We start from the raw sequence: 14,923 nt of genomic DNA, 5'->3' as shown, positions 1-14,923 counted from the left end.
CGGCCGACACGAGATTCGGATCATCGAACGCTACCGAGGTCCGGCCAAGGGTGTGAGAGAGTCGCATCCCAGAGGTGCCCTTCCGGGTTGAGGTGTGTGGAACCGTCGCAAGTCCCAGACTCCCAGCCCGTAAGGGCATCCTCGCGTTACGCCACGCTCACCCCACCACTCTCATCGGTGGATCGAGGCTTAGTGCAGGGGTATGTCCCGGGAACTATGCGGCACCTGGTGTGAGCCGTGTGCGCATCTGTCTGATTCGCAAGTTGGCGTCCTCGCAGGCAGTCATGGGACATCCAGTGCGGAGTCTGCGAAAATGGAGAGGAAGGAGGGAGGATGTCATGGTGTTCCAGGGCGATGTGCTGCCGATCGGGGCGCTGTTAGAGCGCGCGCAAGCCACACCGGCGCCTGAGCCCGCCACCGGTGTGGGTGTGCGTCATACAGCTGCGTCGAACGCGCGTCATTGCCTCGATCTGCTCGCCGCCGGTGAATCGTTGGATACGTGCTGGCGCTTTGGCATCCTACAAACCCTTGACGACTACACGTCGACGCTCCGTCGCGGCGGAGCCGGGCTCGCAGCGCAAGTGTTCGCCGAGGAACCGCCGCGCACAGGGGCAGCGGAGATCGATGCCGCTTTCGCCGCTCTGGCCGAGTATCTCGCCGAGCGCGACGGCTGGCAGGCGCCGGCCTGGGCCGCGGATCCGGCCCGCCGCACGAAGGGGTGGTATCCGGCGGTCCCGGATATCTTCCGCGCTGAGGCGGATCAGCAGAGTCCGCCTGCCTTTCGTAAGCGGGGGATTCTGATCACAGGACGGTCGCTAGCCCGGGCATGAACGCTCACGGTGCGATTCTCGATGCACAGGGTGTCCGCGCCTTGTTCCAGGAACTGTCCGATCGGCTGAACACGCGTGGGTTGCACGCTCAGTTGTTCGTGGTGGGTGGCGCGGCGATGGCCTTGGCCTACGACCAAGACCGCCTCACCCGCGATGTGGACGCGTTGTTCGTTCCGGCGCCGGTGGTGCGGGAGATCGCCGAGGAGATCAGCACCGCCCATGGTCTGGAGCCGGACTGGCTCAACGATGCTGCTAAGGGGTTCCTGCCCGGAGACGATGCACATCCTGTCACGGTGTTCGAGTCAGAGACGTTGCTGGTACAGGTGCCGTCAGCGGAGTATCTGCTGGCGATGAAGCTGCACGCCTCCCGGGACGAACGCGACCTCGACGACGCTGCAACATTGTTCAATCGGCTCGGCTACTCCACAGCGCAAGACTGCATCGACCTACTGACCGACACCTACCCGGCGCCCCAACTGCTACCGAGACACCGCTACATCGCCGAAGATGTCGCCCAGCGCGCCGAGGCTCTCCGTACCAGTCAGGACAGCGCGCCATCCCAAAAGATTGTGCAGCCCATGCACCGGGAAGTGCCACCGCCCGGGCGAGGACACGCGTCAGGTCGTCATCGCCCGCCGTCGGGCTTCTTCCCCGGACCAGAGAGCCCGGCGCATCACGATCGACCATCCGGGCCGTCCGCACCGAGCCTCTGACGACTGCTTCCCCGAGAATGGGCAATGCTGTACGCCAACCGGTCTACCCGGAGCGCTGGCTCGATGCGGCAGGGGAAGGGTGCCCGCCGCGTCCCCGCTGCTCCGTGAGAAGTTCGTGACTATATCCGTAATTTTTAGTAATATGCGGTTCTTGCAGGCGTGCGGTTGGGAGTCGAGCATCAGATGATCATTTATGGTCGAATTGCTCCAGTCACGGCGGAGCCGCAGGACGCGCGGTCCTGCCAGCTTGGCACCACCGACTAGGTGGACCTGACGGTGCCGTCGAATCGACGGCACCGTGGCGGAAGCCCGAAGCCTGGCCGAGGGGGAGGGGAGAGAGAACAGTCAGGATCGTGGCTAGGGCCCGGGTTCTCTTGCCCTGGCTTCCCGCCACTGCTGCACCTTGGTGATCGCTGGCAAGGCGTCGAAGGCGGCGTTGAGGATGGGGTTCGCGCCACGAGTGGTGATCTTCGGCCAACCCGTCAAATCCACCACGCCCGGGGCTGCTTGATGGTTCGCGACTTCGGCCATGAACGCATCAAGGCCAGTGGTCTCCGTCATAACCAGCTGTTCCAGCTCGTCTACGCCGATGATCGCAGTAGGCACGTCTGCTGCCGCAAGCTCTCCCCGCACGATCGGACTGTTAGCCATGTCGAATGTACCAAGCGTGACAATGAGCCCGACGATTGGCCGGTCTGAGGGGATCCGGGTGAACTCCTGGATGCGAGAGGTGATTGCAGCTGCCGTCCGGTTGATCTGATTGATCGGCTTGTTCAGACGCCTGACGTGGGAGTCCATGAAATCGGTGGCTCCCTCGTGGATTGCCCGATCGGGCATCATGCTCTTGCACTCGACGATGACGACCACCTTCGGCATTACCAGCAGCCAGTCCACCGAGTGGAGGTGCTGTTTCCTCTGGACGTGCTGGATCTCCGGATAGAGCTGAGCCCCTTCGACGAGTTTCAGATGCATGCCGACATACTGCTCAAAGAGGTTGCCGGTGTCGTTTGTGAACTGTGTGGACCACTTCTCCAAGCCTTCGTAGACGATGCCTAACGCCGATGTACGCATCTCGATCAATGGCATGCACGGTGCGAGGAAGCCATCGGCTACGCCACCGACCAGCGGATAGGTGTGTAGAGGGTTGTACGCGAAAGGTTCCCGGACGTACCGCTCGCCTGGCGTGTCACCGTACCGTTCCACCTCGCGTCGGCGTTTGGTCTTCAACGTGCCGATGTCGGCTGTGAAGGAGCGTCTTACGACCTCGTCAAACCTTTCCGCCCCACCGAGCGTGTCAAGAAGCTGGGCGGTAGTAGGCGTCCACTCGAACGGGTACTTGATGTTGTCCTTGGCCGCGCTAAGCAGGCAGAAGCCGATAGAGACCCACTCGGCAACAGTGCTGCCGAGGAGTTCCTTCGCCCAACCCGGCTCCATCACCTGCGGCCGGTAGCCATCCTTGAACGGTGTCTGTTCGAACAACACTACGGGACGCGCCCAGCTCGCCAAGCCGAGGCGGTATGAGCGCTGATAGGGGAACTGTTGATAGATGAACCGTGCGACTAACCGAGGCGCGAAATCCGTGTCCCCTGGCTCCCCAGGGTGCTCCAGATTTGCATGCATTCGACATAGCCATTCGACGTCCTGAGGCTCCGGCGACCGCCGCCCACCGGGAGTTCCTCTGGTGATCACAGTGATTGCGACACCAGCAACATTCCACGGCAGGAATGGGAGCTCCCTCCCTCGCTCATCGTGTGTCTTGCCGTCCCAGCCACGGGAGCACGGAGCAAGCAACTGCAACAGCTGGTCACGGTCAAACCGACGGCACGCAGACACGAGTGCCTGATACGTCGTCGGCGTTCTCGATGACACTTTGCGGCGCATACCCCCTCCCGAGCTTAGCCTAGCCAGCGGTGTCCGCATGGGCCAACGACAACACATGGCGAGGGGCGACGCCCGGAATCGGCGTTGGGTGGTCCCAACTCTTGGGAGCCACCTGTGGCAGAAGACGCATTTAGGACATTGTGGCTCCCACGACACTTGCAGAAACGGCACCGAGCGCATCAATCTGCGCTACAGCCACAGTGAGTATCATGACCTCGTGATCGTCCTAGAGGGACATAGCCAGCGGCAGTTGGTCCGGCATGCTGGGCGCCCCATCATGTGGGGAGCCACGAAGGGCGAACGTCCCGAGGTTCGTCTTCGAATTCGAGGCAAGGAACCGTGCCCTAGTCGTAGTCACCTCTGGGTTCATGTGCGGGGAGCTACGACGTGAGTCCGGCTGGGACCAAGACAAGGGCCTTGCCTGAGGAGATTGAAGCCATCGTCGACGGGTTTCCCGACGAGGCGGCAAGGGGTGCCGCTAAGCCAAGAAGAGAGGGCGACGTCTGGGCGCTCACCGTCACGCCCTCATCGGAACTGTATTCATTCACTGTTTCAAAGAACGTAAACTTGGTCCTTTGCCTGGTCCTAAAAGAAACGGACGATCCGGTTCATGGACAGCGTGCAAACGACGTGGAACAATTACTGCAAGCTGGTCCTCGCGAGAAGAATGACGGTGATCATCAAGAAGGCTCCGTGGAGCTGGAGTATATTGATGGACTAACTGTGTTGCTGAGGACTGAGGCGCCAATTGAGATTCGTGTAGTAGAATCTGAGAAATTCCATGCGAGAATTAGGCGCGGCGCGACTCTGATATCGGTTGGTGGGCGTGGCGTTGAACTTGAGCCAGGGCATGAGTCGAGTATTGAGCAGATATCTTCGGTTTCATCGATCATTATCCAACACAAATGCACGATCGCGACACATCCCAATGAGACAGTCGAGAAAATTGGATTCATCGGACAGTCGGCCTGCCTAGTGCTCGACAAAATCGGGATAACGGCGAACAACGTTATCTTCTTCGATCCAGCTAAAACGGTGATCGAACTCCTCCCTGTCTCTGATTCTGATGTGTCCACTCTAACAGTGAACGAACCGATAAAAGGCGGCCATTGGAAAGTTCGGAAGAATACCGTTCTGAAGGCAGAGAATGGAGTCGAGCGCGCTCGGTTCTCGGGGCGCGGCCTGCTAGAGCTTGGTCCAGGATCGTACTCCGAGAGCTTGACCGGAAACGGGCGCCAGATGAAACTCGGTGCCCGACGAGCGGTGGTGTCGCGATTGTCTGGCCGGTGGAGAATCCGGGACGCACGGGAGGCGAGTCTAAGCGGCGAAGGCGCGGGTTTCGCGATCTTGGGTCTCTCCTTGCCTCGTCAGCGGGGGCGAACGGATCGTTTTGACGGGGCGGTCGTGACGAACTTCAGTCTCCCGCGACTTGAGACTCGCAGGCGCGTACTCGCGTCAATGACCGGCGCCTATCATCTCAGTCCCAATGCCGACCGTATCCCGGGCAGCGGTAGCAAATACCACGAGCTCTCCCTGCGATTAGCTCGCAAGGCGTTAAAGCAACCTACGTCGCTTGCACGGTCAGTGCCTCGGGTGTTTACGGGAAGACTCGACCCTGAGGTAAAGAAGGCTCTCGATCGAGATGCCGAATTCGTGGGTGAACTCTCTCGCCTCGCCCATCAGCACGGTGCACCGGGCTCGGTACGCACCCGCATTTCATGGTGCGCATATCGCCTACAGCACCTAACGGCAGGACGGCTATCGGAAAGGGCACTCCTCATTGTCTATCGGTGTCTAGGTTACGGCGAGAAGCCTGCCCCGGCGTTTCTGACTTGGATACTTCTTGCCCTCATATTAGTCCCCACGGTCGCAGTATTTGATTCAAGTTCGACGCTTGACGCATCGGTTCAGGGCTTCCACGAATACATACGTCAAGCGGCCGAGATGGCTCTTGGCCCGTTAGGAACGCTATCTGGTATCGGCACGTCGGCCGCTTCGACGTGGGACTACGCCCTGCGCACGGTGATAGCGATTCCGCTGGTCACCGGCGGCTTGGCGCTACGTAACTATTTGAAACGTCCGCGTGGTTAGACCGGTCGTCGGGCGGCTGCCGATGAGATGTTCACAGTGCGGCAGGTCAGGGGGTGTCTCGCCTCGCTTCGACACCGGGTGTTAGCCGCTATCAGCTGACGTTTTGACGGGTCGGCGAAAAGTCGGCGGTTAAGGGTCTCAAGCTGGTTCGACCCAGGTCGAGGGATGCGCTATCCTCGACCAGGCAACAACAGCCAGTCGGAACGGAAAGATCCGATCTGACCAGGGGTTTTGTCAACGTTTCCCGGCAACGGGAAGCTGGCGACGCGGGGTGGAGCAGCTCGGTAGCTCGCTGGGCTCATAACCCAGAGGTCGCAGGTTCAAATCCTGCCCCCGCTACCAGACGTGAGGCCCGGACCTTCGAGGTCCGGGCCTCCACCATTTCCGGGTCATTCTGGTTCTGGGGGTTAGCGGCCAAAATGTGGGGCCGCTAACCCGTGATGGCTGACAAAGTTATGACTTGTCTAGCGGGAGAACCTGGGTGAACGTTCGGGCGCTTGGCAGATGAAGATCTGGCGCGGCTTGACCGCGCGTTGATCGTCTTTCTTGGTATCGCTGCGTAGGCACTAGGCCGGCATCCAGCGGGTGGAAAGCAAGAAGCCGTCGAGGGGGAAGGTGTTGCCGTCCATTTTGGCCATGACCTCGGCCGGGACGATCGTGGTGGAGGACCAGCCCGGGTCGCCGAACACGTCCTGCAAGTGCGCCTCGGTTACTCCCCATCCGAGGCCCGCATCGAGCGACACGGCCAGTACGTAGACGGATGCTCCACGGTCGCAGATGTGGCGCAGCCCGTCGACGTATTCGGTTTGCTCGTCGACGTCGAGGCTGTGCAGGAGACCTGAGTCGAACGCGGCGTCGAAGGTTTCGCTGAGTGTCTCTAACCGGGTCGCGTCGGCAACATGGAAAGAGATCGTCACGCCCTGCTTTTCGGCCTTGCGCCGGGCCTGGTCGATGGCCACTTGAGACATGTCGAGCGCGGTGGCCTGGTAGCCGTGGCTGGCCAGATAGATAGCGAGGTCTCCGGTGCCGCATCCGACGTCGACGACCCGGTGGCCGATGACGTTCTGGTTGATCATGGCCGCGAGCGCTGGTTGTGGCTGGCCTATCTCCCACGGCGGACTGTTGTCACCAGAGTTCGCATAGAGCTCGTCGTAGTTGTAGTCGCCATGGTCATCACGGCGGTCAGCGTGACTCATCTCCGCGACCTCCTTACTGCCGCCCTGCGCTTCGGTCCCACGTTGCCGTCTCCCGCTGTTGTCCCGTGCCGCAGTGCCACTCGTATCGTGTCACGGCACTAGGGGCGCCGTATGCGGATGCCGCGAGCTGCTTATGTCTGACGTCAGGTCACGCGGGTCGGGGTCACGAGATCGCAGAAATCGCCACCGTGCACGGTCTTAAGTGTGTTCTTTGAGGATTTGATGGGCCGGCGAAGAGTCGGCGGTTTTAGTGCCCCGAGCGGGTTCGACCCAGTTCGAGGGATGCGCTACCATCGACCGGGCAACAACAACTGGTTGGAACGGAAAGATCCGGTTTGACCAGGGGTTTTGTTAACGTTTCCCGGCGACGGGAAGCTGGCGACGCGGGGTGGAGCAGCTCGGTAGCTCGCTGGGCTCATAACCCAGAGGTCGCAGGTTCAAATCCTGCCCCCGCTACGAATCTGGCCTGGTAGATCCCCGGATCTACCAGGCCATAATGCTGTAGAGCCTTGATCAGGTCATATCTACTCAACAATCACGCGCTCGCGCACTGAGCGCCTCTCACCGCTGGTGGCATGGACTGCCCGGAAGCCCGCGCTCGAGGGTGGAACCCCCGTCAGGTGAAGTAACTGTCGTGTTCGATGAAGAAACGCGCGCGTTCGTCGTCGGTGAGGTTTGCGATCTCCGCGATGCCCTCGAAGTACCCCTCTCGCGGAGCCCCGGGCGCGAACAGCATCAGCATCGACACAGGTTCGCCCGATTCGTTTCGGAATGCGTGCAGCCCTCCGGGCGGGACATAGAGGAAGTCGCCTGGTTCACCGTCCAGCCAGCGACTCCCGTCGTGGAGGCGGAGGGTGCCGTCGAGGACGAAGAACGACTCTGACATCGTCTTGTGGAAGTGCATGGCCGGGCCACCTGCCCCGGCGGCCATGTCCACCCGGTAGAGCCCGAAGTCCCCTTCAGTGGATTTCATCGTGGCGAGGTAGTGATACGAGGTGCCGCGTTCAACAGCGGGCCCGTCCTTGGCGACCGGCGTCGTCACGTAATCGGGTTCGGCGCTCCTTGGCCGGAAACTCGCGGTGACCTCACCGGAGTGACCGAAGTAGCGCTGCGCGGGGTAGCTCATGCCCTCTCCTTTGGGTCACGCGGTTCTGTCAGGAGATCGACATCGATCTCCAGGTGAACGGCTTCCAGATACTCGGCGATGGCGTCGGCCATCATCTGCTCGCCATGCTCTTCCGGGTGGGAGCAACGACTGCGAGTCGCCGCGTCGGGCCAGCGGGCATAGGCCAGGTAGGTGCCGTCGGCGGCGCGGTGCAGGCGCGATCCGTAGCTTCCACATGACATACGCATCGCCTTGGTGACGCGGGTCCAGCCCTCGACGAGTTGGTTCTCCCGCCCTGGATGCACCCGCCAGCGATAGATCACCGCGTAGCCGCGGTCCGGTCTCGTGTCGCGGTCCTGAGCCTCGCGTGACGTCATGCGGCAGCCTCCTCCAGTTCGCCGACGGCCAGCCGGGCGGCGACTTCGGCCAACCGTGAGCCCTGAAGGCGTGCGGCGTCCAGGACGGCGTCCAGCAAGCCTGCGTCCTGCGCGGCGTGCTGCTGACTGAGTGCGACGCCGTACGGATTGCCTCCCGTGCGGGCGGCCACGTCCTTGTCGACGTACCCGGTGGGCAGCACCAGGGTGCCCCAGTGATAGAGCGTGTTGTACAGCGAGAGCAGCGTGGACTCCTGGCCGCCGTGCGTGCTGTAGCTGGCGGTGAATCCGGTAGCCGGCTTGTTCGCCATCACCCCTCGCTCCCAGAGGCTGGAAGTTGTGTCGAGGAACTGGCGGAGCTGCGAGCTGACGTTTCCGAATCGGGTCGGCGAGCCCAGCGCGTAGCCGTTCGCCCAGACCAGGTCGTCATGGGTCGCGGAGGCAACGTGGTCAGTGGATTCGAGGTGCGCCCGCCACTGTGGATTGCTGTCGATGGCAGCTGCCGGCGCGAGCTCCGCGGCCCGACGGAGCCGGACCTCAGCTCCACGGTCGGCGGCACCCTCGGCAAGCGCGGTGGCCAGGCGGTGGACTGTGCCGGTAGACGAGTAGTAGATCACGGCGATGCGTGCGTCGGTGGTCCTCATCAAGACTCCTCATCACATATACTTCAACGTTAAGATACTTAACCTTACTGGATCTATCAACGTCAAGTTTCTTAACGTTCAGGAATCTGAGGAGGGCCTTCGTGCCGGATGAAGTCGAGGGTGTCCTCGAGCAGTGGCGCCGGGAGCGCCCGGACATCGATCCCTGGCCGATCGGGGTGGTTGGCCGGCTGATGCGGCTGTCACGACTTTGGGACGGCGAGATCAAGCGGTTCCTCGCCGAACACGGGCTCGAGCCGGGTGAGTTCGACGTGCTCTCTACGCTGCGCCGGATCGGCGCCCCGTATGAGCTCACCGCAAGCGCGTTCATGAAGACCTCACTCGTCACGTCGGGAGCGATCACCAACCGAATCGACCGGATGGAGACCAAGGGGCTGGTCCAGCGCGTACGCGACACTGTGGACCGACGCTCGGTGAAGATCCGCCTCACCGAGGAGGGGCTCCAACTGGTCGATTCGGTGCTTCCGCTGCACGTTGCCAATGAAGCGCGCCTGTTTGCCGAGCTGTCCCGTGAGGATCAGGAGGCACTGGTCAGCATGCTTTCTCGGCTCCTGCATCCGCTTGAGACGGCGACCTAGCCGCGATCCAACAGCTGACCGGGCGGCTGCGAACAGCGTGCGCCAACGACGATCCTCGCTGGCGATCCGCCCGTGAATCGCGTAGCGGGTCGCTGATGTATCACGGGCAGATCGTTCCTTTGACGATCACGGCCAGTGAATCGGCCGTGCATGATCGTCACTGCCTGGAGACCTTGCGCACGAATGCCTCGGGCGGGGTGAGTGCGTGACCTTCGCTATCTGTGACCTGCAACCTGCCCAGCGGCCGTTCGAGTTTCGCGTCAAGCAACACGGAGTGCTGTTCCGTTGCATCGAAGAGATGGTCTTCGCCCCACTGCCGGAGCCCGACGAGGATGGTGAACAGGTCTCGTCCTTTGTCGGTCAGGACGTACTCGTGATAAGCGGTCCCGTCGGTTGCTGGCACGACCTCCAGGATTCCCTGCGTGACAAGTTCACGTAGTCGAGCCGCGAGAATGTTCTTGGCTAGGCCGAGATTGCGGCGGAACTCGCTGAACCGGCTGATGCCGTCGAAGGCGTCCCGGATGATGAGCAGGGACCATCGGTCTCCTATGACGTCGACTGCCCTTGCGACGGGGCATTCCGCCCGTTCGTGAGTCACACGCCGTGGCATCCACGTCTCCCTCTGGTCGCTGATGCGGGTCTAAATCATCGGGTTCAGGGTGGTTGCAAGTATAAACCACCTCTGCTACGGTCACTCCATGCGGTTTCAAGTTGAAACCTGTTTTCTGGGCCGGGGCCCTGGGAGGAATGCGACGTGAGGACCCAGGCAGAAGAAGGCGCAGAAGTGAGGGTGAGTCCCGTGCGGGTCGCGGTGGTTCAGTTCGAGCCGCGGGTCGGGGTCGAGAATCTCGAATCGAACGCTGCCGAGGTCGAACGGCGGTTGGCTGCCGCGGCGGATTCCGGAGCGAACCTCATCGTCTTGCCCGAGCTAGCGACCACGGGTTACGTGTTCGAGAGCCGCGAGGAAGCGTATGCACACGCCGAGGCGGTTCCGAACGGCCGCACAGTGGAATCGTTCGCGACGATAGCGGCCGAGCGACGGGTGTACATCGTCGGCTGTGTGGTCGAGCGGGACGGCGAGAAGCTGTTCGACACGGCGGTGCTCGTCGGGCCGGAGGGATACATCGGCCGTTATCGCAAGACGCACCTGTGGAACACGGAGAAGCTCTGGTTCACGCCAGGTGACGAAGGTTTCTCGGTCTTCGACACTCGTATCGGCCGGATCGGACTGCTCGTCTGCTGGGACATCTGGTTTCCCGAGACCGCCCGGATCGTCGCGCAGATGGGCGCGGACATCATCTGCGTGCCGACCGGATGGGTGTGGACCCCGCCGCCGCTCTACGACGAAAGCGGTGTATGTATGGCCGCCTACTTGACGATGACGGCCGCCCACTCCAACAACGTCTTCATCGCGACCGCCGATCGGATCGGCCAGGAGCGCGGTGCTGGATTCATGGGAAATTCGCTCATCGCTGGGACGAACGGTTGGCCCATCGATCGCATCGCCGGGCCGGACGAGGACACCATTATTTACGCCGACATCGATCTGACCTCGGCTCGGACCGCGCCGATATGGAATCAACTGAACGACCTACACCGTGATCGGCGCACCGACCTGTACGACCAAATGCTCGGCTACACCGGCAGCGTTCCACTGCCGCGATGACACCCGCGCACATGCCGAGCATCGTCGATCTTGGCCGCTCTCTACGTCGTCGTGCGACGACATCAAGCGCCCTTGTCGCTGAGTCGCTGCGCCGGGCACATGAACTCAATCCGACACTGAACGCGTTCGCCCTGATCGACGAGGAAGGCGCTCTCGAAGCGGCGCGAACGGCCGACCGCGAACTTGTGTCCGGTATCGATCGAGGCCCTCTTCACGGCATCCCCGTCGCCGTCAAGGATCTCATCGACATGGCCGGGCTGCCCACAACATGCGGATCGGCCAGCTCCTTCGGCGCGACAGCACGTGTCGATGCCGAGGTGGTGAAGCGGCTGCGCCTGGGCGGCGCCGTCATCGTCGGTAAGACCGTCCTGCATGAGTTCGCCTATGGCGCGACTGGCGACCGGTCCGTCCACGGCGCTTCGCGCAATCCGCGAGACCCCAGCCGGATGTCCGGCGGTAGCAATGGAGGCAGCACGGTTGCCGTGACATCCGGCGTGGTGCCGCTCGCAGTGGGCACCGACACAGTCGGATCCGTTCGGGTGCCAGCTGCACTGTGCGGCGTCGTCGGCCTCAAGCCCGCCTACGGCGCTATCCCCACCACGGGCGTTTATCCACTGGCGCCGAGTCTCGACCATGTCGGTCTCTTCGCTGCCACGTCCGACGACGTACTCATCGGATACAAGGTCCTGGCAGCTGGTCAGCTGCGTGTTCTGCCCGAGAGTGAGGGACGCCTGAGCGTCGGATGGATACCACCCGGCGCCATCGGCGTCACCGAACCGCGCATCGACGACCTGACTCACGATCTTGTCGTCAGCGCCGGGCTGATCGTTGACACCGTTGAGGGGTTCCCCGGCTGGCGCCGCGAGCAGAGCTTGTTCGACGTCGTCTCCACCATCCAGAGCAGGGAGGCCTATCAAGTCCATGAGCCTCATCTCGATGGTGACCGTGATCAGATCGACACGGAGGTTCTCGCGCGTCTCGACCGCGGGCGGGAGGTCTCCGCGGGGGAGTACGCCCAAGCTGACGCAGCCCGAAGTGAGCTGCGCGCAACGGTGGAGGAGTTGCTGAAGGTTCATGATCTGCTGGCTCTGCCGACGGTGCCGACGGTGGCTCCACCCGTGGGTGCTCGCAGGGTGACGGTGGCAGGCGCCCAGCTTGAGGTGCGTTCGGCGCTGCTCTCGTTGACCAACTTATGGAATTTGGCCGGTGTGCCGGCCATGAGTGTTCCCGCAGGTGAGATCGGTGGTCTGCCGTTCGCTGTCCAACTCGTGACGGCTACCGGCAGGGAATCGCTCATGTTCGCCGCTGCCCGCGCGCTCGAACTAGTGAGGTAGCCAACCTTTCGCGTCCCCTTGACTTCGGATACGTCACTAGGAAGGAACCCGATGCCTTCGATCCAAATCGACCTGCCGCTGTCCGTCACTCCTTCGGCGAAACAAGCCTTGGCGCAGCGTTTCGGCGCCATCTACGCGGAGACCATGCAGGTAAGCATGGACCTGCTGACGGTGTCCGTGCACGATCTCGGCGACGGAGGGGTGTGGCGCTGCCATCAGTCCAGCCCGCCCACGCCCTCGGCGCTCATCATGTGTGACATCCGGCGGGGTCGTTCCGTCGAGACCAAAGCCACCTTGGCGCAGTCGCTGATCGACACTCTCGTTGAGATGTGCGACCTGAACTCGCTCTGGGTCAAGGTCGAGTTCACTCAGCACTCAGGTGAGGATATGTTCCACCCGCATCTCGGTGGCTTCAACGTGGAATGGAGCGGAGACGAAAGGGTTGAGCTGGGGCCGGCGACGCGAACGTAGCCGCGGGGAAGCCGAATTGTTATCCCGTATGACACAACCAGATCGAGTGCCGGGGCGTGTAGGGGGAACGAGGGCGCTTCTAACGAGGGCAGGCGGTACGGGTGGATCGTTTTCGGCGAGAGTTCGAGAGTTTCCTGGATCGGCCGCTGGGCAATGTTGATGCCGGTCGGGCGATCGCGGCGGCTCGGCGGCGTCGCTCACGTCGAGTGGCAACCGTTGCCGGTGCCGCGGCGGTGCTGGTGGTCGGTGGGGTGGCGGTGACCGCTGCTGTGGCCGGTTTTGGCGTAGATCCGTCGTCCGGTGATCCCAGACCTGCCAGATCTGAGGAGCCATTGCCGGCGCCGACCCAAACCGAACAGGGTGCGTCGTTCAGCGTGACTGACTGGCTGCCTGAGCAGCAGTTGCGGGGCACACCTCCCGAGGTGGGCACGTTGATCTATCGAACGTGCGTCGATGGTGACTGCGTGGTCAAGCTGCTCACGCCGGACGGGGCGGAGTATCCGCTGGCCGAGATCAGCGCAGATCTAGCGGCGAAGATCGAGGAGTACGGGCTTGACGGTGCGGCGGCCTCCCACGACGGCAAGAAGATGGGTATCCGGCTGGACGAAGGGTTCGAGGTCTTCGATATCGGGCATAGCAGTCCGCTTTACATGATGCCGCGCGGTCCAGCCGGGTCACGGTGGGAAGTCACGGCATGGGGCGTTGGTACATCGCACATATGTCTCGCCCAGACCATTGGAGGCGAGGTCATGGCATTGAGCCACAACTCAGTCGTCCATGAGCTTGAGGACGATGCGGACCTGCCTCCGATTGCCACCGCAGGCTGTGGGGCACTCGCTGAGCCGATCGATACGTCTGTTGCGCCGGAGAACCGGCAGCGAATCACTGAGCCGCTCGACACTACGAGGGTGGCTGTCTACGAATTGATAGACAACGCCCCGCCGGGCACGGTGCTCGACTTCGGCGACAGCGATTGGGGGACCGCTGAGGTCCTTCGTGATCGTGAGACTCTCGCTGGTCCGCGGGGCGTCCACGAAGAGGTGTGGCACCCAGGCTCCCATGCCGACGACGATCCGCTCGCACGGCGGGGCTTCAAGGTGTTCACCCCGCACGGGGACAATCTGAGAATGACGGCGGTGATCGCGCAGGGTTACCACCGGGGTTCGGAATACGTGCGCTTTGATCTGCCGGAGTCGACCCCGGATGAGACGTGGGAGTACCTGGCCCTGACTCACGACGGGGTTGCCGTGTCCAGACGGTCCGCTGTTGAAGACGCATCAGACGTGTTCGTCCTTCCCGCTGACGGCGGCAATCTTCGGCTGCTGCATACGCTGCCCTTTGACGCGGAGGTCGTCATGCCCGGCGCCGTGGTGGCGGTGGGCGCACGTGGACACTGACGGGTTCACCGAGTTCGTGGCGAACCGCGGGCCGGCCCTGTTACGGATGGCGCTGGCCCTGACCGCGGATCGCGCGTTAGCCGAAGATCTGGTTCAGGAAGCACTCGCCCGCGCGGTGAGCCGCTGGGGGAAGCTGCTCCGTGACGGCGACCCGGAGAGATACATCCGGGCGGTCATGCTCAACGAGACGCGATCGCAGTGGCGCCGCCGCGCTCGGCGGCACGAGGTGATCACCGACCAGGTGCCGGAACCAGCGGCGACCGACGGCACCGAACACGGTGTGGCGCATCGAATTGACATGGCGAACGTCCTCAAACACCTAACACCGCGCCAACGTGCGATCATCTACTTGCGGTATTACGAAGACGTCTCCGTAGCCGAAACAGCAGCCCTGATGAAATGCTCACCTGGGACGGTCAAGCGGCAGTCGTCCGACGCACTGAAGCGGATACGCCGTCTCGCGCCCGAACTGATGCCCGACAACGACGCGGCCGAGCGAGAAGTGACATGAACACCTTTTTCTGGCGCATGCCGCATGCCATGATGATCGCGAGGGCTGGTCCCGCCCAGGGAACCGATGCGTGAAGGAAATCAGGAATGCGCACTGACCGCGGCCTTATCGCGT

At 62.5% G+C, this 14,923-nt stretch carries 15 protein-coding genes and 2 tRNA genes; 11 read left to right on the top strand and 6 right to left on the bottom strand.

What is annotated here, in order from left to right; all coding sequences use genetic code 11:
- Positions 1-338 precede the first annotated feature (338 nt).
- The gene (locus F7O44_RS23720; protein WP_162452774.1) at positions 339-830 is read left to right on the top strand and encodes a hypothetical protein; all 492 of its coding nucleotides are present in this window, start codon (positions 339-341) and stop codon (positions 828-830) included.
- Positions 827-1,543, top strand: a complete 717-nt coding sequence (locus tag F7O44_RS23715; RefSeq protein ID WP_187361585.1) for a DUF6036 family nucleotidyltransferase — start codon at positions 827-829, stop codon at positions 1,541-1,543. Before F7O44_RS23720 ends, F7O44_RS23715 begins: the two co-directional genes overlap by 4 nt.
- Positions 1,544-1,900: 357 nt before the next feature.
- On the opposite strand, the gene F7O44_RS23710 is transcribed toward F7O44_RS23715, so the two are convergent.
- Positions 1,901-3,025 (bottom strand): nuclease-related domain-containing protein, encoded by a 1,125-nt coding sequence (locus F7O44_RS23710; RefSeq protein WP_162452773.1) that lies wholly within the window; start codon positions 3,023-3,025, stop codon positions 1,901-1,903.
- 786 nt (positions 3,026-3,811) lie between these two features.
- On the opposite strand from F7O44_RS23710, the gene F7O44_RS23705 reads away from it, so the two are divergent.
- A complete protein-coding gene (locus F7O44_RS23705; protein WP_162452772.1) occupies positions 3,812-5,515 on the top strand; it encodes a hypothetical protein in 1,704 nt (567 codons plus the stop codon).
- Between the two features lie 265 nt (positions 5,516-5,780).
- Positions 5,781-5,857 (top strand) — tRNA-Met (locus F7O44_RS23700).
- 224 nt (positions 5,858-6,081) lie between these two features.
- Here F7O44_RS23700 and F7O44_RS23695 read toward each other — a convergent pair.
- Positions 6,082-6,711, bottom strand: coding sequence for a class I SAM-dependent methyltransferase (locus tag F7O44_RS23695; RefSeq protein ID WP_162452771.1), 630 nt, complete (start codon positions 6,709-6,711; stop codon positions 6,082-6,084).
- Positions 6,712-7,093: 382 nt separating this feature from the next.
- On the opposite strand from F7O44_RS23695, the gene F7O44_RS23690 reads away from it, so the two are divergent.
- A tRNA-Met gene (locus F7O44_RS23690) sits at positions 7,094-7,167 on the top strand.
- Positions 7,168-7,327: 160 nt separating this feature from the next.
- On the opposite strand, the gene F7O44_RS23685 is transcribed toward F7O44_RS23690, so the two are convergent.
- Genes F7O44_RS23685 through wrbA form a run of 3 tightly spaced genes read right to left on the bottom strand, consistent with a single transcriptional unit; the run spans position 7,328 to position 8,834 of the window.
- Positions 7,328-7,837, bottom strand: a complete 510-nt coding sequence (locus F7O44_RS23685; RefSeq protein ID WP_162452770.1) for a cupin domain-containing protein — start codon at positions 7,835-7,837, stop codon at positions 7,328-7,330.
- Positions 7,834-8,193, bottom strand: coding sequence for a hypothetical protein (locus tag F7O44_RS23680; RefSeq protein WP_162452769.1), 360 nt, complete (start codon positions 8,191-8,193; stop codon positions 7,834-7,836). The genes F7O44_RS23685 and F7O44_RS23680 overlap by 4 nt, the downstream gene beginning before the upstream one ends.
- Positions 8,190-8,834 carry an NAD(P)H:quinone oxidoreductase gene (gene wrbA / locus F7O44_RS23675; RefSeq protein ID WP_162452768.1) on the bottom strand — a complete coding sequence of 215 codons (645 nt, stop codon included), beginning with the start codon at positions 8,832-8,834 and terminating at the stop codon, positions 8,190-8,192. The genes F7O44_RS23680 and wrbA overlap by 4 nt, the downstream gene beginning before the upstream one ends.
- Before the next feature lie 101 nt (positions 8,835-8,935).
- Here wrbA and F7O44_RS23670 point away from each other — a divergent pair, with 101 nt between their 5' ends.
- Positions 8,936-9,430: a MarR family transcriptional regulator gene (locus F7O44_RS23670; protein WP_162452767.1), complete on the top strand. Its 495-nt coding sequence runs from the start codon at positions 8,936-8,938 to the stop codon at positions 9,428-9,430.
- Positions 9,431-9,587: 157 nt separating this feature from the next.
- Here the strand turns inward: F7O44_RS23670 and F7O44_RS23665 are convergent, their stop codons facing one another.
- Positions 9,588-10,040 (bottom strand): winged helix-turn-helix transcriptional regulator, encoded by a 453-nt coding sequence (locus F7O44_RS23665; protein ID WP_162452766.1) that lies wholly within the window; start codon positions 10,038-10,040, stop codon positions 9,588-9,590.
- A 144-nt stretch (positions 10,041-10,184) separates the two neighbouring features.
- Between F7O44_RS23665 and F7O44_RS23660 the strand changes: the two genes are divergently transcribed.
- From F7O44_RS23660 to F7O44_RS23640, 5 genes are all read left to right on the top strand, one after another.
- Positions 10,185-11,096 carry a nitrilase family protein gene (locus tag F7O44_RS23660; protein WP_222851631.1) on the top strand — a complete coding sequence of 304 codons (912 nt, stop codon included), beginning with the start codon at positions 10,185-10,187 and terminating at the stop codon, positions 11,094-11,096.
- On the top strand, positions 11,093-12,430 hold the full coding sequence (locus tag F7O44_RS23655; protein WP_162452765.1) for an amidase: 1,338 nt from the start codon (positions 11,093-11,095) through the stop codon (positions 12,428-12,430). Before F7O44_RS23660 ends, F7O44_RS23655 begins: the two co-directional genes overlap by 4 nt.
- A gap of 51 nt (positions 12,431-12,481) precedes the next feature.
- Positions 12,482-12,901: a tautomerase family protein gene (locus F7O44_RS23650; RefSeq protein ID WP_162452764.1), complete on the top strand. Its 420-nt coding sequence runs from the start codon at positions 12,482-12,484 to the stop codon at positions 12,899-12,901.
- A gap of 101 nt (positions 12,902-13,002) precedes the next feature.
- Complete coding sequence (locus F7O44_RS23645) at positions 13,003-14,298, top strand: hypothetical protein (RefSeq protein WP_162452763.1); 1,296 nt, start codon at positions 13,003-13,005, stop codon at positions 14,296-14,298.
- Positions 14,288-14,809, top strand: a complete 522-nt coding sequence (locus F7O44_RS23640; protein ID WP_162452762.1) for a SigE family RNA polymerase sigma factor — start codon at positions 14,288-14,290, stop codon at positions 14,807-14,809. Before F7O44_RS23645 ends, F7O44_RS23640 begins: the two co-directional genes overlap by 11 nt.
- Positions 14,810-14,923 lie beyond the last annotated feature (114 nt).

The organism is Phytoactinopolyspora mesophila (assembly GCF_010122465.1).
GTDB lineage: Bacteria > Actinomycetota > Actinomycetes > Jiangellales > Jiangellaceae > Phytoactinopolyspora > Phytoactinopolyspora mesophila.
The sequence above is the reverse complement of the archived record's forward strand: the minus strand, read 5'-3'. Positions and strand labels throughout refer to the sequence as shown.